This window comes from Pseudidiomarina terrestris (assembly GCF_030466405.1).
Taxonomy (GTDB): Bacteria; Pseudomonadota; Gammaproteobacteria; order Enterobacterales; family Alteromonadaceae; genus Pseudidiomarina; species Pseudidiomarina terrestris.
This window is the reverse complement of record NZ_JAGGJF010000006.1, coordinates 36,143-62,601: the sequence shown is the minus strand read 5'-3', so window position 1 is coordinate 62,601 and position 26,459 is coordinate 36,143. Positions and strand designations below refer to the sequence as shown.

General features: G+C 51.3%; 18 protein-coding genes. 12 read left to right on the top strand and 6 right to left on the bottom strand.

Annotation, left to right across the window (positions count from 1 at the left end; translation table 11 throughout):
* The first annotated feature begins 14 nt into the window (after positions 1-14).
* The gene (locus J6J34_RS11060) at positions 15-362 is read left to right on the top strand and encodes a YkgJ family cysteine cluster protein (RefSeq protein ID WP_301721861.1); all 348 of its coding nucleotides are present in this window, start codon (positions 15-17) and stop codon (positions 360-362) included.
* A 144-nt stretch (positions 363-506) separates the two neighbouring features.
* A complete protein-coding gene (locus J6J34_RS11055) occupies positions 507-2,705 on the top strand; it encodes a M3 family metallopeptidase (RefSeq protein ID WP_301774081.1) in 2,199 nt (732 codons plus the stop codon).
* Positions 2,706-2,762: 57 nt separating this feature from the next.
* Here J6J34_RS11055 and J6J34_RS11050 read toward each other — a convergent pair whose 3' ends face one another.
* On the bottom strand, positions 2,763-3,251 hold the full coding sequence (locus tag J6J34_RS11050; RefSeq protein WP_301721863.1) for a DUF2165 family protein: 489 nt from the start codon (positions 3,249-3,251) through the stop codon (positions 2,763-2,765).
* Between the two features lie 198 nt (positions 3,252-3,449).
* On the opposite strand from J6J34_RS11050, the gene J6J34_RS11045 reads away from it, so the two are divergent.
* Positions 3,450-5,675: an NADP-dependent isocitrate dehydrogenase gene (locus J6J34_RS11045; RefSeq protein WP_301721864.1), complete on the top strand. Its 2,226-nt coding sequence runs from the start codon at positions 3,450-3,452 to the stop codon at positions 5,673-5,675.
* Positions 5,676-5,732: 57 nt separating this feature from the next.
* Here J6J34_RS11045 and J6J34_RS11040 read toward each other — a convergent pair whose 3' ends face one another.
* From J6J34_RS11040 to J6J34_RS11020, 5 genes are all read right to left on the bottom strand, one after another.
* A complete protein-coding gene (locus J6J34_RS11040; RefSeq protein WP_301899036.1) occupies positions 5,733-7,748 on the bottom strand; it encodes a GGDEF domain-containing protein in 2,016 nt (671 codons plus the stop codon).
* A gap of 72 nt (positions 7,749-7,820) precedes the next feature.
* Positions 7,821-8,426, bottom strand: coding sequence for a YqiA/YcfP family alpha/beta fold hydrolase (locus tag J6J34_RS11035; RefSeq protein WP_301899035.1), 606 nt, complete (start codon positions 8,424-8,426; stop codon positions 7,821-7,823).
* A complete protein-coding gene (locus J6J34_RS11030; protein WP_301774085.1) occupies positions 8,423-9,112 on the bottom strand; it encodes a HEPN domain-containing protein in 690 nt (229 codons plus the stop codon). Before J6J34_RS11030 ends, J6J34_RS11035 begins: the two co-directional genes overlap by 4 nt.
* Before the next feature lie 13 nt (positions 9,113-9,125).
* Positions 9,126-10,538 carry a serine hydrolase domain-containing protein gene (locus J6J34_RS11025; protein ID WP_301899034.1) on the bottom strand — a complete coding sequence of 471 codons (1,413 nt, stop codon included), beginning with the start codon at positions 10,536-10,538 and terminating at the stop codon, positions 9,126-9,128.
* 34 nt (positions 10,539-10,572) lie between these two features.
* A complete protein-coding gene (locus tag J6J34_RS11020; protein WP_301721872.1) occupies positions 10,573-11,445 on the bottom strand; it encodes an SMP-30/gluconolactonase/LRE family protein in 873 nt (290 codons plus the stop codon).
* A gap of 182 nt (positions 11,446-11,627) precedes the next feature.
* Between J6J34_RS11020 and dnaE the strand changes: the two genes are divergently transcribed.
* The 9 genes from dnaE to astE all read left to right on the top strand — a co-directional run bounded on the left by dnaE (position 11,628) and on the right by astE (position 26,436).
* The gene (dnaE, locus tag J6J34_RS11015) at positions 11,628-15,140 is read left to right on the top strand and encodes a DNA polymerase III subunit alpha (protein ID WP_301721873.1); all 3,513 of its coding nucleotides are present in this window, start codon (positions 11,628-11,630) and stop codon (positions 15,138-15,140) included.
* A gap of 42 nt (positions 15,141-15,182) precedes the next feature.
* Positions 15,183-16,139 (top strand): acetyl-CoA carboxylase carboxyl transferase subunit alpha, encoded by a 957-nt coding sequence (gene accA / locus J6J34_RS11010; protein ID WP_301721874.1) that lies wholly within the window; start codon positions 15,183-15,185, stop codon positions 16,137-16,139.
* 6 nt (positions 16,140-16,145) lie between these two features.
* Positions 16,146-17,153: a tRNA lysidine(34) synthetase TilS gene (gene tilS / locus J6J34_RS11005; RefSeq protein WP_301899033.1), complete on the top strand. Its 1,008-nt coding sequence runs from the start codon at positions 16,146-16,148 to the stop codon at positions 17,151-17,153.
* Between the two features lie 13 nt (positions 17,154-17,166).
* The gene (locus J6J34_RS11000) at positions 17,167-18,066 is read left to right on the top strand and encodes a DMT family transporter (RefSeq protein WP_301774090.1); all 900 of its coding nucleotides are present in this window, start codon (positions 17,167-17,169) and stop codon (positions 18,064-18,066) included.
* Positions 18,063-20,030 (top strand): monovalent cation:proton antiporter-2 (CPA2) family protein, encoded by a 1,968-nt coding sequence (locus tag J6J34_RS10995; protein ID WP_301899032.1) that lies wholly within the window; start codon positions 18,063-18,065, stop codon positions 20,028-20,030. The genes J6J34_RS11000 and J6J34_RS10995 overlap by 4 nt, the downstream gene beginning before the upstream one ends.
* A gap of 174 nt (positions 20,031-20,204) precedes the next feature.
* Positions 20,205-21,368, top strand: a complete 1,164-nt coding sequence (locus tag J6J34_RS10990) for an efflux RND transporter periplasmic adaptor subunit (protein ID WP_301899031.1) — start codon at positions 20,205-20,207, stop codon at positions 21,366-21,368.
* A gap of 17 nt (positions 21,369-21,385) precedes the next feature.
* Positions 21,386-24,568: an efflux RND transporter permease subunit gene (locus tag J6J34_RS10985; protein ID WP_418055182.1), complete on the top strand. Its 3,183-nt coding sequence runs from the start codon at positions 21,386-21,388 to the stop codon at positions 24,566-24,568.
* Between the two features lie 97 nt (positions 24,569-24,665).
* Positions 24,666-25,406: a DUF599 domain-containing protein gene (locus tag J6J34_RS10980; protein ID WP_301721883.1), complete on the top strand. Its 741-nt coding sequence runs from the start codon at positions 24,666-24,668 to the stop codon at positions 25,404-25,406.
* Positions 25,399-26,436 carry a succinylglutamate desuccinylase gene (gene astE, locus J6J34_RS10975; RefSeq protein WP_418055183.1) on the top strand — a complete coding sequence of 346 codons (1,038 nt, stop codon included), beginning with the start codon at positions 25,399-25,401 and terminating at the stop codon, positions 26,434-26,436. Before J6J34_RS10980 ends, astE begins: the two co-directional genes overlap by 8 nt.
* Positions 26,437-26,459: the final 23 nt, after the last annotated feature.

The following is a 26,459-nucleotide window of genomic DNA, read 5'->3' as shown; positions in this document are numbered from 1 at the left end:
TGGAGTGTTGCGCGATGAGTAAGGTTTCCGCCTGCTTGACGTGTGGGGCTTGCTGCGCGTTCTATCGCGTGTCTTTCTATTGGGGTGAAGCCACTGGCGCACCTGCCGGTTACGTTCCTTCAGAATTAACCGAAATTTTCCATCCTCATCTACTCTGCATGCAGGGCACGAATCAGGCTCAACCGCGTTGTGTCGCGCTGGAAGGCGAGATCGGCAAACACGTCGGATGTCGCATTTATCAAAATCGTCCTTCACCCTGTCGCGAGTTTGTGGCCGGTGATGAAATTGCTAATCCTTACTGTGACAAAGCTCGGGCAAATTATGGTCTGGCGGCGCTGATCCCTGTCAAAGAAGTCGCTTAAGCTCGTCAGAATAGGTTCAAACGCATGTTTGACGCTACGAAAAGCTCTTGAGTGCCCGGTAACCAAGGGTTACATTATTGTGCGTTAATAACCAACCCTATCTGTTAAGGTAGTAGGTCAACGAACCCACAGGGAGATTCTCCAATGCGTAAGAGCATCATTGCCGTAGCTATCGGCGCAGCACTCACAGTTGCTGCGTGTGGCGATAAAGAAGCAGCACAGACTGCGACAGAACAAGCCGCCGAGCAAACTCAACAAACAACCGAACAAGGCGCAGCCGCTGAGTTCAACCAAAGCAACCCATTCTATGCTGAGAGCAGCTTGCCGTTTCAGGCTCCAGATTTCACCAAAATTGAATTCGCTCATTACGAGCCAGCCTTACTTGCCGGTATTGAAGAGCATGCTAAGGAAATCGAAGCCATTGCTGCAAATTCTGAGCCAGCGACTTTTGAAAATACTATCGTAGCGATGGAAAAATCGGGTCAGTTACTGGGCCGTGTTGCGGCGGTATTTGGCAACGTTGCGGGTTCAGCGGGTAACGATGAGTTCCGTGCCTTACAAGTGAAGATGGCGCCTAAGTTTGCCGCGCATAGCGATAACATCAATCTGAACGCTGATTTGTTCGCACGGGTAAAAACCGTTTATGAAAATCGCGACCAGCTGGAAGGCGAAGCCTTGCGCTTAGTAGAAGATACCTATAAAGGCTTTGTTCGCGCTGGTGCTGAGCTGTCCGATGATCAGCAGGCGCGTATCCGCGAAATCAACTCTGAGATGTCTTCAGTTACCACCGAATTCCGTAACAACCTCATGAACTTAGTCGATGAGAACATGGTCGTGGTGGAAGATAAAGCGGAATTAGCAGGTTTGACTGAATCTCAAATTGCTCGCCTTGCCAGTACTGCAGAAAGCAAAGATATGCCAGGTAAGTACGTTATTACAGTAACCAACACAACTCGCCAGCCGATTTTGTCGTCACTGGAAAATCGTGAACTGCGCGAGAAAGTCTGGAAAGCGTCTGCGCTTCGTGGTTCTGGTAATACCGCGACGGATAACCGTCCACTGGTGAAAAAACTTGCTGAATTACGCGCTGAAAAAGCCGAATTATTAGGCTATGAAAACTGGGGTGCCTATGTGCTTGAGCGCAGCATGGCCTCAGCTCCGGAAGCTGCGCAAAGCATGCTCCGTGACCTCGTACCTGCGGTGGTGAGCAACGTTAAAGGCGAAATGGTCGCTATTCAGGATGTGATTAACGCTGAAGGCGGCGAGTTTGAAGTTGAGCCGTGGGACTGGGCATTTTATGCTGAAAAAGTCCGTGCAGAAAAATACGCAATGGACTCCAATGAAGTGAAGCAATACTTCGAGTTCAACCGCGTTGTTGAAGATGGCGTATTCTATGCCATGAACCAGCTCTTCGGTATCAGCTTTGAAAAGCGTGACGACATCCCGACTTACGCGGACGATATTGTCGTTTATGAAGTTAAAGATGTTGATGGTGAGAGCCTGGGATTGTTTTACGGTGACTGGTTCACCCGTGACGGTAAACGTGGCGGCGCCTGGATGAGCTCGTTCGTTTCACAGTCACACTTAATGGACACCAAGCCGGTTATCCTGAACAACATGAACATCACTAAAGCCGCTGACGGTGAGCCAACGCTGTTAAGCTTTGACGAAGTGAGCACGATGTTCCATGAGATGGGCCACGCTTTGCATGGTATGTTCTCTGACGTTATGTACCCGTCACTGGCCGGCACCTCAGTGTCACGTGACTATGTTGAGTTCCCATCGACGTTCCAGGAAGATTGGACGCTGAACCCGAAAGTTCTTGCGAACATGGCCAAACACCATGAAACAGGTGAGCAAATTCCACAGGAATTGCTGGACAAAGTCATGGCTGCGAAAAACTTCAACATGGGTTATGACACGCTCGAGTACATTGCCGCAGCATTACTTGATCTTGAGTATCACACTCTGACCAAGGAAGCTGCAGCAAGCATCGAAGATGTGAATCAGTTTGAAGAAGGCGCACTGGTACGTAACGGTGTTGACGTTGATGCGGTACCACCACGTTATCGCTCGAACTTCTTCGCCCACGTGTTCGCTGGCGGTTACTCAGCGGGTTACTACGCGTATATGTGGTCAGAAGTACTTGCTGCTGACGCGTTTAAGTACGTGCAGGAGAGCGGCGGTCTTACCCTTGAAAACGGTCAGGCATTCCGTGATGCCATTCTGTCCAAAGGTAACAGTAAAGATCCGATGCAACAGTACATCGACTTCCGTGGCCAAAAGCCAACGGTTGACGCTTTGCTGGAACGTCGTGGTCTGACTGCGCCAAAAATTGACTAAAACTAAAACGCCAAGCGTTTAGGTTCACAAAGCAGGCACTTGGTGCCTGCTTTTTTTTTAGTCTTCGTGCAGATTGACGAAAAAGGTGATCAGCAATATTGAAGCGAAATAAGTAAAGGAGCCTTTAAAGGCACTATCGCCGAGAGGTGTTTGCCACATTTGGAAGAAGGCACCGCCGAGCACATGAAACAAGCCAAACCAGACTAAGGTCGCAACACCCGCTGCGATAAAGGTCATGGATTTGGTTTTTTGAAAGACAATGGCGGGGGAGTTGATTTGCTTGATCAGTAGCCAGGCCGCGAACAGAAACAATAAGCCGGCCAGCGCCTCGAGTAAAATAATAATCCAGGAAGCGACCTGGATGAGCCCATTCCCCTCAACAGCAAAAGCGAACGTATTGGGATAGTATTCGTGATCAGCCATGGTAAGCACTGAGCCGACAAAATAGTAGACTGCATCCAGATTTGCTATGTTTTGCAAAGCATAGAACAGGCACATCAGCCCCATGCTGAGTACCAGAAGAACTTTGATCCATCGCAATGTCATTTCTCGCTCCTTAATTATTATGCGTTGTCACGCGGTTACTTATTCCTAGTTTGCAAACGGATAACTGTCAATTTATGAGAAGAGTAATAAACACCATGAATAGTGGAATTTAAGTTAGGCTGACTGGTCTATATTGCCCATCCTTGCTATACTTCGCGCCACTTTTCTAATCCTTTCCGAACCTAGTAAGGAACGACTATGGCGATTGATAGTTCAAAGATTATTTATACGGAAACTGACGAAGCGCCGCGCTTGGCAACCTACTCCTTCTTGCCGATTATCCGCGCATTTACCGAAGCTGCAGGCGTCTCAGTTGAAACTCGTGATATCTCGCTGGCGGGTCGTGTGATCGCCCTGTTCCCTGAGTACCTGAGCGAAGACCAACGCATCAATGATGCCCTGGCTGAGCTTGGCGAACTGGCCAAAACACCAGAAGCGAACATCATCAAGCTACCTAATATCAGTGCCTCGATTCCGCAGCTGGTCGCTTGTATTAAGGAACTGCAAAGTCAGGGATATAAACTTCCGGATTACCCGTTTGAGCCGGCATCGGATGAAGAGCGTGAGATCAAGTCGCGCTATGACAAAGTGAAAGGCTCTGCCGTAAATCCGGTCTTGCGTGAAGGTAACTCAGACCGCCGGGCTCCTGCATCAGTGAAAAACTATGCGAAGAAGCACCCGCACCGCATGGGTAAGTGGAGCAAAGACTCGCAAACCCGCGTCGCACACATGGACGAAGGTGATTTTTACGGTAGTGAGCAGTCCACCACCTTTGCCGCTGCCGATGACCTGAAAATTGTTTTAAACACGCCTGCTGGCCAGACTGTACTGAAAGACTCGGTCAAAGTACTGGCGGGTGAAGTGGTTGACGCTGCACGTATGGACGTCGCTAAACTGCAGGACTTCTTCGCTCGTGAAACCGCAAAAGCGAAAGAAGAGGGCGTACTGCTGTCGTTACATTTAAAAGCGACCATGATGAAGGTTTCAGACCCCATCATGTTTGGTCATGCGGTGAAGGTTTACTTCAAAGACCTATTCAATAAGCATGCTGACCTGTTCGATGATTTAGGTGTTGACCCGACCAATGGATTCGGTGACGTGCTGGCTAAAATCGCAGAACTGCCTGCCGACAAACGTGCTGAAGTTGAAGCGGACATTCAGGCGGTTTACGACGATCAGCCAGACCTGGCGATGGTCAACTCGCACAAAGGTATTACTAACCTGCATGTACCTAGTGATGTCATCATCGATGCTTCTATGCCAGCGATGATTCGTGACTCAGGTAAAATGTGGAATCGTAACGACGAACGCCAGGATACCCGTGCAATGATTCCTGATCGTTCTTACGCCGGTGTTTATGATGAAACTATTACCTTTTGTCGTGAGAACGGTGCGTTCGATCCGGCGACCATGGGGACCTGCCCGAACGTTGGCCTGATGGCGCAAAAAGCCGAAGAATATGGTTCACATGATAAGACCTTTGAAATTCCAGCTGACGGTATGGTCAAAGTATTGAACCAAGCTGGCGAGGAAGTATTCTCACACGAGGTTACTAAAGGTGATATCTGGCGCATGTGTCAGGTCAAAGACGAGCCTATCCGTGATTGGGTCAAATTGGCTGTCAACCGCTCACGCCTGAGTGGTATGCCTGCAGTATTCTGGCTGGATGCCAACCGTGCCCATGACGCTGAATTAATCAAAAAGGTGAACACTTATCTGCAGGATCACGATACCGATGGTCTTGATCTGCAAATCATGTCACCGGTTGACGCGACCCGTCATACCTTGCAGCGACTGAAAGCGGGTGAAGACACGATTTCGGTCACCGGTAACGTACTGCGTGATTACCTGACTGATTTGTTCCCGATTCTTGAACTGGGTACCTCAGCAAAAATGCTGTCTATCGTGCCGCTGATGAACGGTGGTGGTTTATTCGAAACGGGTGCTGGTGGTTCTGCACCGAAACACGTGCAACAGTTTGTCGAAGAGAACTACCTGCGTTGGGATTCATTAGGTGAATTCCTGGCCCTGGCGGCATCGTTAGAGCACCTGGCACAACGTACAGACAATCAGCGTGCTCAGATCCTTGCTGATGCACTGGACAAGGCCACAGCCAAATTCCTGGAAAACGATAAGTCACCCGCACGTAAATTAGGTGAAATTGACAACCGCGGCAGCCACTTTTATTTGGGGCTGTACTGGGCAGAAGCGCTTGCTGAGCAGACCAAAGACAAAGACCTGGCAGCCCGTATGAACAAGCTGGCAACCTTTATGAGCGAAAATGAAGGTACCATTGTTAACGAGCTGAACGCAGTGCAGGGGAACAGTGTCGAGATTGGTGGTTACTATCAGCCAGATGGTAAATTAGTTTCGGCAGCCATGCGTCCATCAGCAACCCTGAACGCAGCTTTAGAAAACCTTTAAAAATAGGTCGATGAAACCTTATAAAAAACCGCGCCGAGGTAACTCGCGCGGTTTTTTTTATGGGCGCAAATAAATAGTTTCACGGGGGCCGGAATCAGGTTGATAGCGGATTCGATTACGCCCTTCATTCTTGGCTTGATAAAGCAGCTCGTCAACGAGTCGAACCGTGTCATCCCAGTTCGGAGGCATCTGCTCTTTGGCACTGGTCATGACGGTGCAGCCACCACTTAGCGTGATATGCAGCCGCCCGGCGCTGGTATGGAATGGTTTTTCACCGATCTCAGTCAATAGCTTACGCGCCACCTGCATCACCTGCTCGGTTTGCACATTTTCGAGGATAAGCAGGAATTCTTCGCCGCCCCAGCGAATTGCCATATCACTGCTACGTGTCGCCTGTTTGAGTCGACGCCCAAACTCTATTAACACTTCGTCACCGATCGAATGCCCGTATTTATCGTTAATGGTTTTAAAGTGATCGATATCAAGGATAAACACTGCGTGGTTTCCCGTATAGATACGTTGCTCGTCACGTAACAGGCGATCGTAAATAGCACGCCGGTTATGTAAACCTGTCAAAGGATCACGTAATGATTGCTCTTGCAGCTCCGCGTTGGCTTTGTTAAGCAGTAAGTTTAGCTTTCTGGTCTTACGATAAACACCGGCGAAAACTATCAGCAAAACCAACATAAAAGCCCCGGCAAGGACAACGAAATCCTGCTTGCGTTCCTGGCTGGCGAGCTCCTGACGTTGCAGCTCGGCCTGTTGTTCCAGTAACTTGATCTCGTAGGACTTTTCGGCAGCTTCGTAACGAACTTGTAACTCATTAATCTGCTGTTCACGCTGAGTTTCGGCGACTTCTTGACGAAGTGCCGCTTGTTTTTTCAGCGTTTCCGCCTGTTCCTGATAGCGCCCGGCCAGTTCGTAGGCTCTGGCTATATGGGTGAGCAGTATCGCTTGCTCACGCTTTAACGCGAATCCATTAAACACTTCAGCGGCAGCCAACATCTCAGTAATGCCTGCATCGTACTGTTCCTGCAAGACCTTGATGTAGCCTAAATTAAACTCGGTTACTGAGCGCTCATTGATATTGCCAATGCGCCTTGCGATGACCAGGCCTTGCTGCAGATACTGTGTTGCATCGTTGAGTTCATTCAGGTGCAGCTTGGTGGCACCCGCATTGTTGTACGACAGCATCTCGACCCGGGCATTACCCATGTCACGGGCGACCTGCGCGGCTTCCAGAAAAGCGTCGACAATACTTTGGGATGGACCGTTCTGATATTGTTTCGAGTACGCCCGGACCAGGTAAAGGTCAGGCAGGTGGGTGCGGATACCGGTACGTCTGGTGTCTTCAATCGCGTTCTCAGCAGTTGCCATAGAAGCCGCCCAGCGGCCGAGATTGGCCTGTATACGCGCAAGGTGGAGGCTAAGGAAGTGGCGCCGGCGTTGTTGTCCCTGAGCTTCAGTTAATGGTAAAAGGGCCTGTGCAGCGAGCAAATATTCGAGAGCATCAGAGGTGTCATTGTTGTTTTGTAAAATACGAGCAACTAAATGATTGGCATGAAACCTTATCCGGACATTGCTGACCCTGGGCAGCAACTCAAGAATGCGCTCGACGCGAGTCGATGCTTTATCGAACTTCTCGTTTGCGACATGAGCCTCGGCGATGATCACATTAATTTCGGCGATCGCGTTAAGATTGTCAGCGGCCGTGGCCAGTTGTTCAACTTCTTCGGCAATAACCAACGCGGCCGTTAAATTGTCTTGCATGGCAAGCCGAAGAATCTGATAGCCCTGAGCACGTACAAAGGTTTCAATGGGCGTGTTTACATCTACGTCGCGTAGCAGCTCATCTAGCGCCTGAGTGTCTGAGGGCACGAAATCAGCGTCCATTAACGCATCCAATTGGGCTTCTAATGCCAGATCACGGGCCGGCGTCTGTGCGCGCGCATTTTTTTCATTAAAATCGAAAAAGCTAGGCAGGTTCGAGGCCGACAATGGCAACGAAAAGACGACCAGTAGCAGGCTGGAAATGGCAATACAGGACTTTGCGTAAATCGAACGGCGATTCATAAGGGCTTACTGTCTAAGGCTTTAGTCTGAACAATAACGGGAAAAACTGAGGGTGTCTAGAATTTGCACAGCTCAGGTAGATGTAATTGCGTACCTGAAAAAAGATACGATTTCAGGGATGTGACTGGCAAAGCCCTGGAAGCCATGGTCGCCACCGGGCTCAATCGTATGTTTTGCTTGTGGGAGAGCTTGTACTGCTTCACGGTAATCGAGCAGCTCATCAGCGGTTTGCGCCAGTAACCAGCATTGCTCTTTGCTGAAAGACAAAGGATAGGAAGGTTCAAGTTTATCGAGCATGTCGACATAACTTTCCCGCCACTGGTAAGGGCTGTCATCATAATAATTGATGGCTGTTCCCAGTGCCCGTCGCAACGAGCGACCGGCATGCATAGATGGATTGATAAGTACCACCGGTAATTCATACTCAAGCGCCAGCACCTGAGCATAAAAGCCACCCAGTGATGAGCCCATCAGGCACAGGCTCCGTTCACCGGAGACCCGCTGCAATTGCTCGATAAGCTCACGCAAGGTTTGTAACGCCAGGTCGGGAATATGCGAGAGCGATGGCGCACTGTAAGGGATAGAGTGCTGCTGGCAGTACTCGCGCATCGCCTGTGCTTTACTACCGTAGCCATTGGACCCAAAGCCGTGAATAAATATAATGACCGGTGTTGTCATGATTGCTGGTCCATGAAATAGGCAGCATCGCCCCATAGGTCATTACCATTAAACATCATCAACTGAATAATCATGGGCAGCAAATGAGCTAAAATGCCGCAGCCATCACGCAACTGATCCCGGTTCAGCTGCCCATTCCAGGTCGCTCCCCCATGCACGAGCTGATTGCGCAAGGTGTACAGGCGATCCATGATAATACTTAGACTAGTGACCACATCACGTTCTGCTAAGGCCTTGTGTCCAGCACGCTTGGCAGAATCAAATGAAGCTTTCCAGGCATCGGGCTCACTACGGCCGGTGGCGCTGTCCCAGAACGGCTGAAATACATAGGGATTGTTCATCAGGGTACGAATCTTATTGGGATAGTGTTCCCAAATCATGGCATACAGCTGCTGGCTTTGATCATAGGTAAGGATGCGTTCGAAAAAAGCGGCGTAGGCATCACGCTGATTGAGTCGGCTGTCCTGGCTGTACTCACTGGCGTAAGCTGCATTAAAACCAATCCAAAGAAACAAAAACTCCGCGTCTAAATCCTTGCTGTGGCGCTCCTGCTCGGCGCGGTCTAACCAGCTTAAGGCACGATGCACTCGCAAGGAGAGACCTTTAGACCAGGTCTCCCTTTGTTTGCGTTGAAATGCTTTAAGCATCGTGTGAGTCAGCTGGTTCGGAACCTTCCACTCATCCATGCTGAACTCCTTGTTACTGAGCCGTTTTAGTTGCTAATGCACGAAGTACGTCGCGGGTGAAATCGTGTTCGTTAAATCCAGCTTGTCCTGCGAAATCGTAACCACGGCGAACCACAATCAGATTCCGACTTGGGATAATGACCAGAAACTGGCCGCGATTCCCGCGCGCTGCAATAGTATCATCAGGCAGCTCGGGAAAACGTTCGTTGTATAACCACCACTGCGCGCCATAGCCTGGGCTTCCTGTGGGCGGTTGTGCTGGAGCTTCACTACTAATGTAAGCCAGCCAGTCTTCCGGCAGCAATTGCTCACCATGCCAGACACCGTTATTCAGATGAAGTACACCAAGACGAGCTAAATCACGCGCCGTGGTCCAGACTTGCGAGGAGAGAATAAAGTCACCTTGCCAATCCGTTTCAAGGTAGGTGTGCTGCATACCGATTTTGTCCAGCAGCGCAACAAATGGAAAGCGCAGATAATCGTCAAGGGTTGCAAAGCGTTCGCGCAGGGTACGCAGCGCTAGCATAGTGTCGTTATTGGCGTATTTCCAGCGCTCTCCGGGGGTGACCTCAAGCGCGGTCTCAGTGGCGGTATCACTGACCAGACCGCCGCCCATATAGACTCGGTCGGTGCGATTTCCCGCTTGATTGCTATCCAGGCCCGAGGCCATATGCAGTAAATTCTCTAGTGTAATTGCAGCGCGTGGATCTGCTGGGTGAGACCAGTTCGCTAATGCTGCGGGCTCACTAACTTCCAGTAAGCGTTGATAGGCCGCGGCACCGATAACACTGGCGCCAATACTTTTGGCAACGGACCAGGTTCGCTGCGCTGTCTCCGGTGTGAATCCTTCTAAATAGCGCTCCGCGAGCAGATGTTCAGGAGTGGCAACAATGACTGCTGAGGTGCGGGCGCCGGCGCCGTAATGCTTGCTAAAAGCTTGCTCAACCACAGCGGCAAGAGCTTGCTGCTGCGCTTCCGTTAATGGAGTTTCATCCAGCTGCCAGGGCGCGCCGCTATCCAGTGCTGGCGTAGGCGATGTGGCAAACGGGTTCGCCAAATGTCGCTCTGCCTCAAGAGTTGCGCCGACGGGAAGGTCAACACAACCCAGCTTAGGCCGCCACACTGAAATGCGTTCACGGGCGCCATTATCGTATTTAACCCGGACCCATTTATGTTGCTGGTTTACCTCAGCCGTCAACTGTTCTACCCGCTCTGCAATCAGTGGATATATGCCACCTAACTCATGTTCCCGGATTTGCTCAGCATTCTTATTGCCATTAAAGGTCGCGCTACAGGTAAAGCCTGCAACGTAGCCAGCAGCATAGGCATTGAGGGTGGCTTCTGTTTCTTCCGCGGCCTGCGCAAAAACACTGATCAATGCCAGTGGCAGCACGGCAAGACGATTGAATAAAGCTGACTTTCGCATAGACTTTCCTGTTAGGTTACTGAACCTTGGTTGTTTACTTGTTGAGTTTAATTCTAAGCACCTCAGTCTGATTGGTCACGTAGAGAACACGGCTGTCGGTCTCAACCACAGCAACGTTCGACGTAAAATCAGGTAACTCAATGATTTCCAATAGTTCACCGTCGGCTGCGTAGGTGTAAATTCCCTCTGGGCCGGCAACATAGAGCGTACCGTCGCTGGCCACGCTGATGCCATCCATACCCTGATCATACGTGCCTTCAAGCCGGGCAAAAGTGCGTTTGTTGGATACTCCGTTGGGCCCCAGGTCGTAGGCATAAATTATCCATTGATAGGCATCGTTAACATAGAGCGTGGTTTGATCGGGGCTTAAGGCAATCCCATTCGGCAATTCCAGCGCATCATCTAACAAGCTGAGTTCGCCTGTTGCGGAGATTTTGAAGACGCCAGCGAAGCCAAGCTCGTTGTCTTCTTCGGCAATGGCAAAGGGCGGATCGGTAAAGTAAATACTGCCATCGGCGGCAACGGTAAGATCATTGGGACTATTCAGCCGATTGCCCTGATAGGAGCTGGCTAATGCAGTTTGGCTGCCATCGTCATTCAGCCGTGCGATGCGCCGAGTGCTATGTTGCGCCATGAGTAAACGCTGGTCGTTATCTAAAGCCAGACCGTTGGCTTGGCCTGAGGGGCGGACGGCAACTTCTGTAGTGCCGTCGGGACTCCATGTATAAACGGTAGTATTTGGAATATCGGAGAACCAGAGTTGGTTATTATACCAAAGCGGGCCCTCGGTAAAGCGGTGGCCAGTACTGATGGTTTCGATTTCATGCGCATCATCTGCCGCAACAGAAACCCCGGGAATAAGCAGACTGAACACCAACAAAGACGAGTAAATCGGGCGTTTTAACATGACGTTTGCTCCAATTGAGACCTTCAACAGGTAAATTTCATGTTTCCTATAAGCTCATTTTTCCAGCAATAAATCAAGGCTTGGAGGTTTTTCCGGGGAATCAGAATCTGAAGAATGACATAGCGCAACGCATACGGCACAATAGGAGTTGATGTTCGACTTTCCGACAATGATAAAGGCGCATGACAGAACCAGTGCAAACTTCAGCTCCCCAGTTTATTCATTTACGCGTTCACAGCGACTTCTCGATGATCGATGGCCTGGCAAAAGTCGGACCGATTTGCGAGGCCACAGCTGCAAAAGGCATGCCAGCACTGGCGGTGACGGATCAAATGAATATGTGTGGTCTGGTCCGGTTTTACCGAACCACCCACAGTAAAGGACTCAAGCCCATCGTCGGCTGTGATCTCTGGGTGCTACCCGAGGGGTGGACTGCCGACAGTCAGGAGCAGCCTTTTCGGCTGACGGCATTAGCCATGAACAATGCCGGTTATCAGCAACTGACCCAGTTGATTAGCCGCGGTTATCTGGCGGGGCATCGGCAGGGCCGTCCCTGTGTGAACAAAGAATGGTTAGCGGAACACGCGGAAGGCTTACTGTTATTAAGTGGCGGCAGGGAAGGGGATGTCGGTCGTAAGTTACTGCAGAACCGCTTTGCTGAAGCTGAAACCGAGCTGGCTTTTTATCAACAGCATTTTCCTGATCGCTTTTATCTTGAGCTGCTACGTACTGGCCGTCCCCAGGAAGATGATTACCTGCATGCTGCAGTAGCCTTGGCCGCCGCGCAGAACGTGCCCGTTGTCGCCACTAATGAAGTGGTCTTTTTAAAGCAGGAAGATTTTCACGCGCACGAAGTCAGGGTCGCTGTGGCCGATGGCTATACCCTTGATGACAAGCGCCGCCCTAAAAAATACACTCAGGAACAATACCTTAAGAGCCCGGAAGAAATGGCCGAGTTGTTCGCCGATCTGCCGGAGGCGCTGGCCAATACTGTCGAAATTGCTAAGCGCTGCAATGTCACCATTACTCTGGACGAATATGTGCTGCCGGAATTTCCGACTGGCGGTATGACGCCGGAAGACTTCCTGGTGAAGAAATCACAAGAGGGTCTTGAGCAGCGCTTAGTGCAGCTGTTTCCCGACGAAAGCGAACGTCTGGAACAGCGCAAATCTTATGATGAACGCTTAAAAATAGAACTCGACGTGATTAATCAGATGGGCTTTCCCGGCTACTTCCTGATTGTCATGGAGTTTATTCAGTGGTCGAAAGACAATAATATTCCGGTCGGGCCGGGGCGTGGTTCAGGTGCGGGCTCGTTGGTCGCTTACGCGCTGAAGATCACGGACCTGGATCCGTTAGAGCTCGATTTGCTCTTCGAACGTTTCCTTAACCCGGAACGGGTCTCAATGCCCGACTTTGACATCGACTTTTGTATGGACCGTCGCGATGAGGTGATCGATCACGTCGCCGATTTGTATGGGCGCGAGGCCGTATCGCAAATCATCACCTTCGGCACCATGGCAGCGAAAGCTTCGATCCGGGACGTGGGGCGGGTGCTGGGCCATCCCTATGGCTTCGTCGATAAAATTACCAAGCTGGTTCCCGGCGATCCGGGCATGACGCTGGCCAAGGCCTTTGACGTCGAGCCGCGCCTGGTCGAGGTTTACGATCAGGACGAAGATGTCCGCGATCTCATCGATATGGCCCGCATTCTGGAAGGCGTCACCCGTAACGCTGGCAAGCACGCCGGTGGCGTGGTGATTGCACCAAAGAAAATTACTGATTTCTCGCCTTTGTATTGCGACGAAGAGGGCAAGCAACCGGTCACGCAGTTTGATAAGAACGACGTTGAAGCTGCGGGTCTGGTGAAATTCGACTTTCTTGGCTTACGTACGCTGACCATCATTCAGTGGGCACTCGACATGGTCAATGCTCAGCGTGCGAAGCGTGGCGAGCACGCCATCGTCATCGATAAGATACCGCTTGACGATCCGGCCTGCTTTAAGCTGCTGAAAAAGGCGCAGACCACAGCAGTGTTTCAGCTTGAATCAAGCGGCATGAAACAGTTGATCAAGAAAATGCTGCCCGACAGCTTTGAAGACATTATCGCATTAGTGGCGCTGTTTCGCCCGGGACCACTGCAGTCCGGAATGGTCGACAACTTCATCGACCGGAAGCACGGTCGCGAGCCAATTTCCTACCCGGACAAAGATTATCAGCACGAGTGGCTGGAGCCGATCCTGGAGCCTACTTACGGGGTTATTCTCTACCAGGAACAGGTCATGCAGATTGCGCAGGTTCTGGCTGGTTACTCCCTCGGTGGTGCTGATTTGTTGCGGCGCGCCATGGGTAAGAAAAAACCGGAAGAAATGGCCAAGCAACGGGCGGTATTTGCCGAAGGTGCCAAGAACACCGGCATCGACCCTGATCTGGCGATGAAGATCTTTGACCTGGTAGAGAAGTTTGCGGGCTACGGCTTTAACAAGTCACACTCCGCGGCCTATGCCCTGGTGTCCTATCAGACCCTGTGGATGAAAACCCATTACCCGGCAGAATTCATGGCGGCAGTGATGTCCGCGGATATGGACAATACTGACAAAATTGTGACTCTGGTCGATGAGTGCGAGCAGCTGGGGCTGAAGTTGTTGCCGCCAGATGTGAATGTTGGTCAATATAAATTTACCGTCGATGAGCAAGGTCATGTGGTTTATGGCATTGGCGCCATTAAAGGTGTCGGGGAAGCGCCGATCGAAGCTATTCTGGCAGCTCGTAACGAGGGCGGCGCTTTTACCGACTTATTTGATTTTTGCTGTCGGGTCGATCTGAAGCGTCTGAATCGCCGGGTTATGGAGAAGCTTATCCGTGCCGGCGCAATGGATTCATTGGGACCGCATCGCGCAGCTTTGATGGCAACTCTGGAAAAGGCCATGCGCCAGGCCGAGCAGCACGCCCGTGCCGAAGCCATTGGCCAGTCCGACCTGTTCGGTGTGTTAACCACCGCTGCTGAAACGGATGCCATCGAGCATGAGTTTGAACAAGTGGCCGAATGGCCGGAAGCGATATGGCTTGACGGCGAACGGGAGACGCTTGGACTATACTTAACCGGACACCCGATCAACAGATTCCGTAAAGAGCTGCGTAATTATGTGCCCTGCAATCTGGCCGATGTAAGACCTACGGGCCGCGATCAGATGACCACCATCGCGGGGCTGGTGATAGATATGCGGGTGATGGTGAATAAAAAAGGCGCGCGCTGGGCTATTGTGACCTTAGATGACAAAACAGCACGTTTTGATGTACGCTTTTTCGCACAAGATTACGAATCCTATGAAGAATTTCTGGCCAAAGACAGAATTTTGGTCATAAAAGGAGAGGTCAGCTTTGATGATTACTCTGGTGGCAATACAATGACCGCCAGAGAAGTTATGACAATTACCGGCATGCGCGAACAGTACGCTAAGGGATTGCGCTTAAGGTTACGCCCAGAGCACCTGGAAGGGCCCGGGTTTAAGCGCCTGGTTGCAACTCTGGAAGCGTATCGCGGCGGCGCTTGCCCATTGGTATTTGATTATCAGCGCCCAGACGTAAGTGCGAGCTATCAGGCCGCGACAGAATGGTATATTACACCGGAAGACGAGCTGTTATACGAACTGGAACAGCAGCTAGGTGCGAAACATATTGCGCTAGAATTTTGATTTGCAACACGCATCGAGGCGATGTTGCTCACGGGAGTCCAAATGAATTTGCAATTTTTAGAGTTCGAAAAACCCATTGCAGAACTGCAAGCACAAATCGAAGAACTAAAAGCCGTTGGTGCAAAGGGTGACTTTGATATTTCTATTGAAGAAGAGATTGCCAAGCTACAGGAAAAGCGCGAGCAATTAATCGAGAAAATTTTCGGCGATCTCGGCGCCTGGCAGGTTGCCCAGATGGCGCGTCATCCGATGCGCCCTTACACGCTTGATTATATCCAGTCCATCTTTACGGACTTTGATGAGCTGGCCGGTGACCGCGCGTTTGCGAACGACCGCGCCATTGTCGGCGGGACTGCCCGCCTTGATGGTCAGCCGGTAATGATTATCGGCCATCAGAAAGGTCGTGAGACGAAAGAAAAGATTCGTCGTAACTTTGGTATGCCCAAGCCTGAAGGTTATCGCAAAGCCATGCGCCTGATGGAAATGGCTGAACGCTTCAAAATGCCTATCATCACCTTTATCGACACCCCCGGGGCCTATCCGGGAATTGGTGCAGAAGAGCGTGGGCAATCTGAAGCTATTGCACGAAACCTGAAAGTGATGGCGCGTTTGAATGTGCCGATCGTCTGTACCGTTATTGGTGAAGGTGGTTCAGGTGGAGCTCTGGCCATTGGCGTCGGCGACCGGGTGAACATGTTGCAGTACTCAACGTACTCAGTGATCTCGCCAGAAGGCTGCGCCTCAATTCTCTGGAAAAGCGCGGACAAAGCCCCGATTGCTGCTGAAGCTATGGGGGTGACTGCTGGTCGCAGCCTCGAGCTGGGCCTGATCGATGCGATCATCGAAGAACCTCTGGGTGGCGCGCATCGCGACGCTGAGGAAATGGCGCAACGGCTGAAACAACGCCTGCTCAAAGATTTAGGTGAACTGAAAGGCCTGGATCGCACTGCTTTACTTGAGCAACGCTATCAGAAGCTCATGTCATTTGGTTATTGTTAGTCCCTTGTGAGTGCTGAGGCAAACGACTTATATCCGCAATTTTGTGCAGCTCTGCAAGAGGTAGAGCTGCACCCTCAGCAACAGCTGATCGCTTGCTTAGGCGGTGGCGCAGATTCGCAGACCATTCTCGATTTACTTGATCGCTGGCGCACTGAACACCCTCAGTTCAGTTATTTAGCCATTCATCTTGATCATCAATTTCACCCTTCATCAGGGGCCTGGGCGCAAAGTCTGGTGGAGGATTGCCAGCGGCGAAATTTCCCCATGTATTGTGAACAGCTTCGGGTCAGCCAGGGCTCACGTATCAGTAAAGAGGCTGCAGGGCGGGACGCTCGCTACCAGCGTCTGAGCGAGCTGGCCAGTGATGATGCGGTATTTCTGCTGGGTCAGCATCGCAATGATCAAATTGAGACGTTTTTACTCCAGCTTAAACGAGGCGCTGGTCCAAAAGGTCTGGCGGCAATGGCACAGCTGAGCTCGCGGCCAGGAACGCAGCAAAAAGCTCAGCAACGCTGGCTAAGGCCGCTACTGGGGGTTAGTAAAGCGCAAATCTATGCCTACGCCAGGCAGCATCAGCTGCATTGGATCGAGGATGAGACCAATTTCGATACTGCTATTGATCGCAACTACTTACGTCATGAGGTCGTGCCGAAACTCGAGCAGCGCTGGCCGCAGTTCGGCGATGCAGTGCTGCGCAGCGCGCGCCTATGCGCTGAACAGCAACAGGTACTGGATGAGTTACTGCAAGACCAGTTAACGAGCTATGTGGATGCTGCTGGCGCCTTAGCCGTTGACCCTTTACGGTCTCACTCCGCCGCCAGCCAGCGAGCACTGCTACGGGCATGGCTGGAGCAACAGGGCGCTGGCATGCCATCTTACGCGCAGCTGGAACAACTGCGGCTGCAGATGATTCATACGCAAAATGACAAACGCCCGCAAGTTGCCTGGGGCGACTTCATCGTGAAGCGTACACCGTCACGCCACCTTGTCCTGGAACAACGCCCGGCCGTTTAGCGAGGAGCTCACTATGACAGCTGGTCCAGCTCCGCTTGTAAAAAATCAAAAGCGTGCCTTGGCCTTTGGGATAGCTGCGGTAGGGCTATGGTCAACGGTGGCGACCGCCTTTAAAATTGCGCTGACCTATCTATCCCCTCTGCATTTGCTGTTCTTAGGAGCCCTGATCAGTACCCTGATTTTTTTCCTGTTACTCATGTGGCAGGGCCGCTTCCGGGAGACCATGGCGCTGGGGCGGCAGCGTTGGCTGTTTTATTGTCTGCAAGGGCTGCTCAATCCTTTTATCTACTATTGGGTGCTTTTCGCAGCCTATGATCAATTACCGGCGCAGCAGGCGCAGGCGATCAATTATACCTGGGCGATTACCATGGCATTGCTAGCCGTGCCCATGTTGCAGCAACGGCTTAGCTTACGGGAGTTGGTAGCTATGGTGGTGGCTTATGCCGGTGTGGTGCTGATCGCAACTGGCGGGCACTGGGACTTTTCCCAAACCAATTGGCTGGGAATTGGCTTAGCGCTGTTAAGTACGCTACTTTGGGCAAGCTACTGGCTGATCAACACTAAAAATACTGATGCCCCCATTCCAGCGATGTTCTGGTGTTTTGCTTTCGGTACCATCGCCCTGGCGGTAGCAGTGGCGCTCGACCCACGGCCGTTGCCCTGGACCGAGTGGCGGGCATGGTTGGCGGCGGGCTATGTGGGCATGTTTGAGATGGGCGTGACCTTTCTGCTGTGGTTAACGGCAATGCGCACGGCCGAGAAAACTTCGCAGCTGTCAATGTTGATTTTTCTTAGCCCATTCATCAGTCTGTTACTTATTTACTCTATACTTGGCGAAGTTATCCAAGTGAGCACGGTTATCGGCTTAAGCTTGATTTGTTTAGGTCTCTATCTTCAGAGGAAATCAACGTGAACGGAGCTTTCGCAGACGTCTTATTATTACTCGCCATTGCCGTAGTTTTAGTCTGGGCCTTTCGGCGGATCAAATTACCGGCAATTTTAGCCTACCTGGTCGCCGGGATTGTCGCCGGTCCTGATGTTACCGCCTGGATTAAAGATCCTGATGAATACCACTTTATCGCCGAACTGGGTGTGGTGCTGCTACTGTTCTCACTGGGGCTTGAGTTCTCATTGCCAAAAATGATTGCTATGCGGCGCCTGGTATTTGGTCTTGGCGCCGGGCAAGTGGTGATCTGTTCCTTGCTCTTTGCCGGTTTGGCCTATCTGTTCACTGCTGACTGGATCGCGGCGATGGTGATCGGTGGTACCTTAGCGCTGAGTTCTACCGCTGTCGTCATCAAACAACTTGGCGAGTCTTCTCAGTTAACGACCCGTAAAGGCCAGGCCACGGTTGCTGTCCTATTGTTCCAGGATATTGCCGTGGTCCCGATGCTGATTATTATCCCGTTACTGGCCAGCACTTCGGTTGAAGTAAGTATTTGGGAGAGTCTTGGTATTGCGCTCCTGAAAGGCGCTGGCGTAGTGGTGCTGTTGATGGCGATCGGAAAATGGGTACTGCCGCATATCTTCCGCGAGATCGCTCGACTGCGCACCGATGAACTTTTTGTTCTCGCCACCTTGCTGGTGGCGCTGGTGGCAGGGGGCATGACCCATTTATTCGGACTGTCGATGGCCTTAGGCGCATTTCTGGCGGGCATGATGCTAGGCGAGAGTAAGTATAAACACCAGCTCGAGGCGGATATTCGTCCGTTTCGGGACATTTTGATGGGCTTGTTTTTTATTACCGTCGGCATGCAGCTGAACCTGATGGTGTTTTTAAACAACCTGCACTGGATTGCGCTGGGTGTGGTCCTCATTGGCTTAATCAAAATGCTGGTCATCCGCGCTCTGGCAGGCTTTATGGATGAACGCGAAGAAGATGCCTGGGGCGCCGGCCTGATGCTGTTCCAAATGGGCGAGTTTGGTTTTGTATTGGTCTCGCTCGCACTTTCTTTTGCGCTCCTGCCGCAGGATATCGCCTCGCTCCTGGTCGGGGTTGGTGTGCTGGGTATGGCAGTAACACCGGTTATTATTCAACGCTGCCGTGAGCTGGTTAAACCCTTGCTGAGAAAAGTTAAAACGACCGCCGCTGACGATATTCAACAACCTGACGTCTCTGAGCCGAAGCGGGTACTGGTGCTTGGCTTTGGGCGGGTAGGACAAACCGTCAGTCGCTTCCTGACCAACGAACAAATTCCGCATCTGGCTATTGATCACGATAGTAAGCGAGTGCAGGAGGCTATTGCCGGTGGTGCCAATGTATTTTTTGGTGATGGCGCCCGCCGCGATATTCTGAAAGCGGTACATGCCGACCAGGTAGAGCTGATTATCATCACCTTTGCTGAAGATCAAAAAGCTCTGGAAGTACTGAAAGCCATTCGTGAGATCAACGAACACGCCGAGGTCATTGTACGCTCGCGGGATGATTTGCGCCTGGAAGACATGATGAACGCCGGGGCGACCCAGGTGGTTCCGGACACCTTAGAGGCAAGCCTCATGTTAGTGTCTCAGATCTTAAGCCGTACTGGCATTCCAATCCGCCGTATTCTGGCCCGGCTGGATCAGGCGCGGCGTTCCCATTACGGCGATATGCATGGCTTCTATCCGGGCGAAACCACGGATATGGATCCGGAAAAAATCGATCGGTTGCAGTTCTTACACGCTGTGCAGTTGTCCGACAACGCCTATGCCTGTGGCAAGGAGCTTGCCCAACTTGGCCTGGATGAGCTAGCCATTCAGGTGAAATCTGTGCGTCGTGGCAGTGATGAGTTCAGCGAAGTGCACGGCGATTTTAAACTGCAAAAAGGCGACGTCGTGCTGCTAGCTGGCGGACCACGGGCGATTGAGGCCGGTGAAAGTTACTTACTGAACGGTTAATGTTTCAGTTGTTACAACTCGCAACATAATCTGTCTTAATAATCCCTCATAGATGGCGCATACTATGCGCCATCTTCATGTTAAACCGGAATGATCTCGATGACTTTCAAAAAACGTGCGCTCTTGCCGCCTATTATAATTCTTGTCGCTGTAGCCTTAGTTATGGCGTTGAGCATGCTGCGACCCCAACTGCCGATGCGGGCAAAGGAACGTCCTGCGGTGCTGGTGGAGGTACAACAGGCGGAACCAGAGAGCATCAACCTGCTGGTAAGTGGGCAGGGGAATGTGATGCCCAAGCAGACCACCAACCTGATTGCTCAGGTCAGTGGGCAGGTGATTGAAACGGCAACGAACTTCCACAACGGTGGCTTTTTCAAAAAAGGCGACATGTTGTTAAAAATTGACAGTCGCGACTATGAAGTTGCGCTGCAAAATGCTAAAGCCAATCTGGCTCAGGCAAAGGCGGCTTTAGCGGAAGAAAGTGCACGTGCGGAAGTGGCTCGGGAAGAATGGGAGTCTCTGCAATTAGGCGAGATTCCAGACTTAGGTTTACGTAAACCTCAGGTCGCCAGCGCTGTAGCCGCCATGCAATCCGCGGAAGCCGCTGTTGCTAAAGCGCAACGGGATCTGGATCGCACTATCGTACGTGCGCCTTTCGATGGTGTTTTACAAAGCAAAGGCGTTGATTTAGGGCAGTACGTGAATGTGGGTAGTCAGATTGCCCAGATGATGGGGACTGAAGTCGCCGAAGTACGGGTGCCACTGAGCGACCGCGATCTGGCCTATCTTAACCTTCCGGAAGCAGGGCAGACCGCAGATTTTCCTGAGGTGCGTTTGACCTCGCAAGTGGCAGGACAGAACTATTTCTGGCAAGGGAAACTGGTGCGCAGTGAAGGCGTACTCGATAGTTCAAGCCGCGTTATCTACGGTGTGGTTGAGGTGCGCGACCCTTATAATCGCAACGGCCAGAGTCATGAGCATATCTTGCGCTTCGGTCGGTTTGTGGCGCTTGAGATCGAAGGGATTTTCGTCGAGAACGTCTACCGGATCCCGCGTTACGCACTCACCGCAGATGGCAATGTCTGGTTAGTCGGCGAGGACCGTCGCTTGCAGCGTACTCATGTTGAGGTGCTGCGTGCTGAAGAGAATCAGGTCATCGTGAGCGAGGGACTGAACCCAGGCGATACCGTAGTATTGACGCAGCTCAGTAATGCACTGCCGAGTATGAAAGTACGTTTACCCAGCGACCCCTTACCCGAGCAAATGGAAGGTTCAGGTGACTCCAATGAGTCGAACGCAGTGAACAGTGCGTCTTCTGATAGCTCAGCTGACGAGTAAGGACGAAAACCATGCCAATGCCAAATCAAGCTCCTGAGCCAAACAAAGAGACGGGTCTCATCGCCTGGTGGGCGAATAACCGTGTCGCCGCTAACCTGCTGATGTTGTTAATCATCATCACGGGTATTTTTATGGTGTCGCAAGTTCGCAAACAGATGTTTCCTGAAATCGAACTGAATAACATCAGTATTCAGGTTCCGTTCCCGGGCGCTGCGCCACAAGAAGTGGAGCAGGGTGTTCTGGTGCTCATTGAAGACGCACTCGAAGACGTCGATGGCGTTGAGCGTATTGTGTCAACAGCACGGGAAGGCGGAGGCTCTGTTTCCGTTGAAGTAGAAAGTGGCTATGACCCGCAGGTGGTCATGGACGAAGTAAAAATGCTCGTGGACGCGATCCCGAACTTCCCACAGCAAATTGAGAACCCAAATATTTATCGGGTGCGCCCGCAACGTGAAGTCATTTGGATAAGTGTTTACGGTGATATGACTGAGCGCAGCCAGAAGGAACTGGCGAAGTCGATCCGAGACGACCTGAAATCGATAGGTGGGGTAACCAAAGTAGAGGTTGTCGGTGCCCGGGACTATCAGATCTCAATTGAGATCTCAGAGCAGGATCTGCAGCGCTATAACCTGACCTTCCAGCAGGTTGTAAATGCGGTTCGCGGGACCTCCATCGACGTTGCCGGCGGCTCTATCCGGACGCCTAACGGCGACATTTTGTTGCGTGCCAATAATCAGGCTTACTTTGGTGAGGAATACGAGAATATTGTTCTCATTAACCGACCCGATGGTACCCGCCTGACCCTTGGCGACATCGCTCAGGTGAAAGATGAATTTATTGAGCGTCGACGGTTTACGCGCTTTGATGGCAAGCCCGCGACCTTTGTTAAAGTCAATTCTGTGGGCGATCAGAATGACCTGGCCGTGGCTGAAGTGGTGCGTAATTATATCGATCGCAAACAGAAAGAATTGCCGCCGGAAATTAAAGTCGCCCATTGGGGAGACTCCTCATATTACCTGCAGGGCCGTCTGGATCTGATGACGGACAATATGATCTACGGTGGTTTGCTGGTATTTCTGATGCTGTCGCTCTTTTTGCAGCTGCGCTTGGCATTTTGGGTCATGATCGGTATTCCTATCTGCTTCCTGGGAACCATTGCCCTGATGCCACTGCCGATGTTTGATATTTCCATCAACATGATCAGTCTGTTTGGCTTCATACTGGTACTCGGTATTGTGGTCGATGACGCCATCGTCATCGGGGAAAGTGCCTACTCTGAAATTGAGAAATACGGCAAAACCACTGATAACGTGGTGCGGGGCGCCAAAAAAGTTGCCATCCCAGCAACCTTCGGGGTTCTGACCACTATGGTTGCGTTCATCCCCATGCTGATGGTGGATGGTGGTATGGGGGCAATTTGGGAGTCCATTGCGATAGTGGTTATTCTCTGTCTTGCCTTCTCACTGGTGGAGTCGAAATTAATTCTTCCAGCGCACATTGCGGCGATGAAATTCAGTAAATCCGGCAATGAAAAACAGAATGCTTTTCAACGTGTCCGGAATAAAATATCGGATAGTCTGCGGGTATTTGTTGAGCGTTACTATCGTCCTTTCCTGAAAAAGTGTCTGCACTATCGCTATACCACTTTGGCGTCGTTCATCGCCATGTTTATTTTGATGATCGGCTTGATCAGCGGCGGCGTTGTGCGCTGGGTATTTTTCCCCAATATCCCAAGCGACTTCATTCGTACCAGCATCGAAATGCAGCCAGGCTCGTCGGAAGAAGCAACCATCAATGCGCTGGAGACATTGACGGCCTCGTTGATGAAAGTAAATGAGGACGTTAAAGAGGAACAGGGTGAAGATGTCGTTCGTCATACCACGACATGGTTAAGTGGCACCACCAACGGCATGGTGATGAGCGAGTTAGCCAAAGGTGAGGAGCGCGACATTGATGGCTTTGCCATTATTAATCGTTGGCGCGAAGCCACACCTGAAATTGCCGGCGTGAAAGCTATTAACTTCCAGGGTAGCATCGGCGGTGGAGGCGGCTTTGATGTCGAGTTCCAGTTGGCCGGCGATGATCTTGGCCAACTTTCAGCAGCCGCGAAACAGATTAAGGAAGCCTTAGGCCAATTCGATGGTGTGTTCGATATTGAGGATACCTTTGGCGCAGGTAATGATGAGATCATCCTGGAGCTGAAGCCTCTGGCTACGGCCATGGGCATTACCTTAAGTGATCTTGCTAATCAGGTTCGCTACGCCTTCTACGGTGCTGAGGCACAGCGTATACAACGCGGTGATGAAGAAGTTCGGGTCATGGTGCGTTACCCGCTGGAAGAGCGTCAGTCCGTGGGTAACCTTGAAGATATGAAACTGCGCACGGCAAACGGCGATCTCATTCCCTTTACTGAATTGGCAGAGATTCGGTTCGCCAAAGGCTACAACACCATCACCCGTATTGACCGCGAGCGGTCAGTAAATGTGCGGGCGCGGGTGGATAAGGACCGGATTGAACCGTTTGAAGTCGTGCAGCAGGTTCGCGAGAACCACATTCAGCCGATATTGGACCAATACCCGTCAGTGAGTTTCCAGCTCGAGGGCGCGTCTCAGGATGAGGCGGAAGCGACCAGCTCATTGGCGATCGGTTTTATGCTGGCGTTGTTTGCGATTTATGCGCTAATGGCAATTCCATTGAAGTCTTACAGCCAACCGCTGATCATTATGTCGGTGATTCCGTTCGGAATGATAGGTGCAGTCGTCGGCCACTGGATATTGGGGATGCCAATTTCGATCCTGAGTTTGTTTGGTATCATCGCCCTGGCCGGTGTTGTGGTAAATGACTCTCTGGTCATGGTGGACTACGTCAACCAGGCACGCAAAGAAGGGGTCGCGTTACGGACCGCGGTACAGGATGCCGGGGCGGCGCGTTTCCGGGCGATTATCCTGACCAGCTTAACCACTTTCTTTGGCCTGTTACCGATCGTGTTAGAGAAGAGTCTGCAAGCGAAGATGGTTATACCGATGGCGATATCGCTGGCGTTTGGTATTTTATTTGCGACCGTCATCACCTTGTTGCTGATTCCATGTTTGTATCTCATCCTCGATGATACCAAGCGCGGCGTGAAAACCATGCTGTCCTGGTACGGTCTGGCTGAAAAGCCAGCACCAAAATCCGACTCGGACAATGCCGTCACATAATGGTAAACTAGAGACCTTACAATGATGAACGAAGTCGCAGCGTTGCTTTGCAGGCCGTTGCGACTTCCACTAATGCTGTCAGCGCAAGGTCAATAGCATGAGTTTAACGACACTCGATATTGTAACTCTGGCATTTTTTGTTTCAGTTTGGGTTTTCTACACCCAATTTGCCAGAATTCGTGCCCGCACCACCTATAGCTTGTCCCATATTTTACGCCAGTTACGAATTGACTGGATGATGACCTTGACGCGCAAAGAGCACCAGATCGCTGATGCGGCGCTTTTGGGTAATGTCGAGCGAGTGGTGACCTTTTTTGCCTCATCAACCGTGCTGGTGTTAGCGGGTGTGCTCACCTTATTAGCGTCAGCGGATAAGGTGGTCATTGTGCTGGAGTCTTTGCCCTTCACTGCAGCAACCTCTTCGGACAAAGTGCAATTTAAACTTGCGTGTCTGGCGCTTATCTTTGTTTTCGCATTTTTCAAATTCACCTGGGCGATACGCCAGTTTGGTTTTGTTTCGGTATTGCTAGGCGCTGCACCGCAGTATCGCAGCACCGATTTTTCTGACGAGCAGCGTGATACCTTTGCCCGGCAGGCGGCGAAGGTATTTGATCAGGCCGGACATGAATACAATAATGGTTTACGGGCCTATTACTTTGCGCTGGCATTTCTATGCTGGTTTCTGCATCCGGTGTTGTTTGTTGCTTCGACGGTGGTGGTCGTATCGGTACTGTATCGACGGGAATACCGCTCAAGAGTGCTGCGGGCACTGCTAGCGACCAAAGGGCTGGAACCAGGACGGATAAAACAACAGGAGTTGGAACGTGAAGTTGAATGATGTTGATGTACTCGAGTGGACGGTTTCAGGCTACGGCGGTGAGCAGTTGACCGATGACGTGCAGCTACTGAATCAAACCTTAGCCTATGACGGCGGCCAGATTATCTTTCAGGATTACGGCGTGGTGGTGATTGAACCGAGCGAACCTGGCAGCAAAGATGTGGTGTATTCCTGTGCTGTACACGGTGACGAAACCGCACCCATTGAGATCGTTCGCGATATGATCCATGGCATCATGCGTGGCTCGATTAAACCCGTGCAACGCACCCTGTTTTTGATTGCTAACCCAGCAGCCATTGCCATCAACAAACGCTTTGTTGATATGAACATGAACCGCTTATTTAGCGGTGCTCATGAAAAAGGGCACAGTCCTGAACATAAGCGCGCGGCGAACATTGAGCATTACGTCAGTGCGTTCTTTGACGATGCTCCAAGCGGCGAGCGGCGTCGCTACCATTACGATTTGCATACTGCCATTCGCGATTCTCAGTACGAGAAGTTTGGCGTCTACCCATTTACCCATGGCGGCCCTTATAAAAAAGACCAGCTTACCTTTTTGGCTGAATGTGGGGTCACTACCATCCTGTTAAATCAGGCACCGACGACAACCTTTAGTTATTACAGTGTCCGTACCCACCGGGCCGATGCCTTTACGGTTGAGCTGGGTAAAGTAAAACCCTTTGGCGAGAACGATCGTAGTAAGTTTGCAGCAGCCGAGAAGATGTTCACTAAACTGATTTGTGAAGCTGAGCTGGACCTGCCCGAGTTTGATCCGCAACGCACCAAAGTTTTTGATGTATGCCGTACAATTAACCGTACAGTTGAGGATTTCAAATTATATTTCCCGGATGATGTGGCGAATTTCACGCCGTTCAAGCAGGGGCAGTTGCTTGCCACTGATGGCAGCAAAGAGTATCGGGTCGAGCAGGCTGGCGAGCGTATTATTTTCCCCAACGCTAATGTAGCGCTGGGCCAGAGGGCACTGTTAACGGTCGTTGATATTCCGCTGGAACGGCTGCAACTGGTCTGATTTTATACTATGAGCACGCTCAC

Bases quoted from the DNA above. Each gene is read 5' to 3' on its own strand.
- J6J34_RS11060 (WP_301721861.1), top strand. From the start codon at position 15: ATGAGTAAGGTTTCCGCCTGCTTGACGTGTGGGGCTTGCTGCGCGTTC.
- J6J34_RS11055 (WP_301774081.1), top strand. From the start codon at position 507: ATGCGTAAGAGCATCATTGCCGTAGCTATCGGCGCAGCACTCACAGTT.
- J6J34_RS11050 (WP_301721863.1), bottom strand. From the start codon at position 3,251: ATGACATTGCGATGGATCAAAGTTCTTCTGGTACTCAGCATGGGGCTG.
- J6J34_RS11045 (WP_301721864.1), top strand. From the start codon at position 3,450: ATGGCGATTGATAGTTCAAAGATTATTTATACGGAAACTGACGAAGCG.
- J6J34_RS11040 (WP_301899036.1), bottom strand. From the start codon at position 7,748: ATGAATCGCCGTTCGATTTACGCAAAGTCCTGTATTGCCATTTCCAGC.
- J6J34_RS11035 (WP_301899035.1), bottom strand. From the start codon at position 8,426: ATGACAACACCGGTCATTATATTTATTCACGGCTTTGGGTCCAATGGC.
- J6J34_RS11030 (WP_301774085.1), bottom strand. From the start codon at position 9,112: ATGGATGAGTGGAAGGTTCCGAACCAGCTGACTCACACGATGCTTAAA.
- J6J34_RS11025 (WP_301899034.1), bottom strand. From the start codon at position 10,538: ATGCGAAAGTCAGCTTTATTCAATCGTCTTGCCGTGCTGCCACTGGCA.
- J6J34_RS11020 (WP_301721872.1), bottom strand. From the start codon at position 11,445: ATGTTAAAACGCCCGATTTACTCGTCTTTGTTGGTGTTCAGTCTGCTT.
- dnaE (WP_301721873.1), top strand. From the start codon at position 11,628: ATGACAGAACCAGTGCAAACTTCAGCTCCCCAGTTTATTCATTTACGC.
- accA (WP_301721874.1), top strand. From the start codon at position 15,183: ATGAATTTGCAATTTTTAGAGTTCGAAAAACCCATTGCAGAACTGCAA.
- J6J34_RS11000 (WP_301774090.1), top strand. From the start codon at position 17,167: ATGACAGCTGGTCCAGCTCCGCTTGTAAAAAATCAAAAGCGTGCCTTG.
- J6J34_RS10990 (WP_301899031.1), top strand. From the start codon at position 20,205: ATGCTGCGACCCCAACTGCCGATGCGGGCAAAGGAACGTCCTGCGGTG.
- J6J34_RS10985 (WP_418055182.1), top strand. From the start codon at position 21,386: ATGCCAAATCAAGCTCCTGAGCCAAACAAAGAGACGGGTCTCATCGCC.
- J6J34_RS10980 (WP_301721883.1), top strand. From the start codon at position 24,666: ATGAGTTTAACGACACTCGATATTGTAACTCTGGCATTTTTTGTTTCA.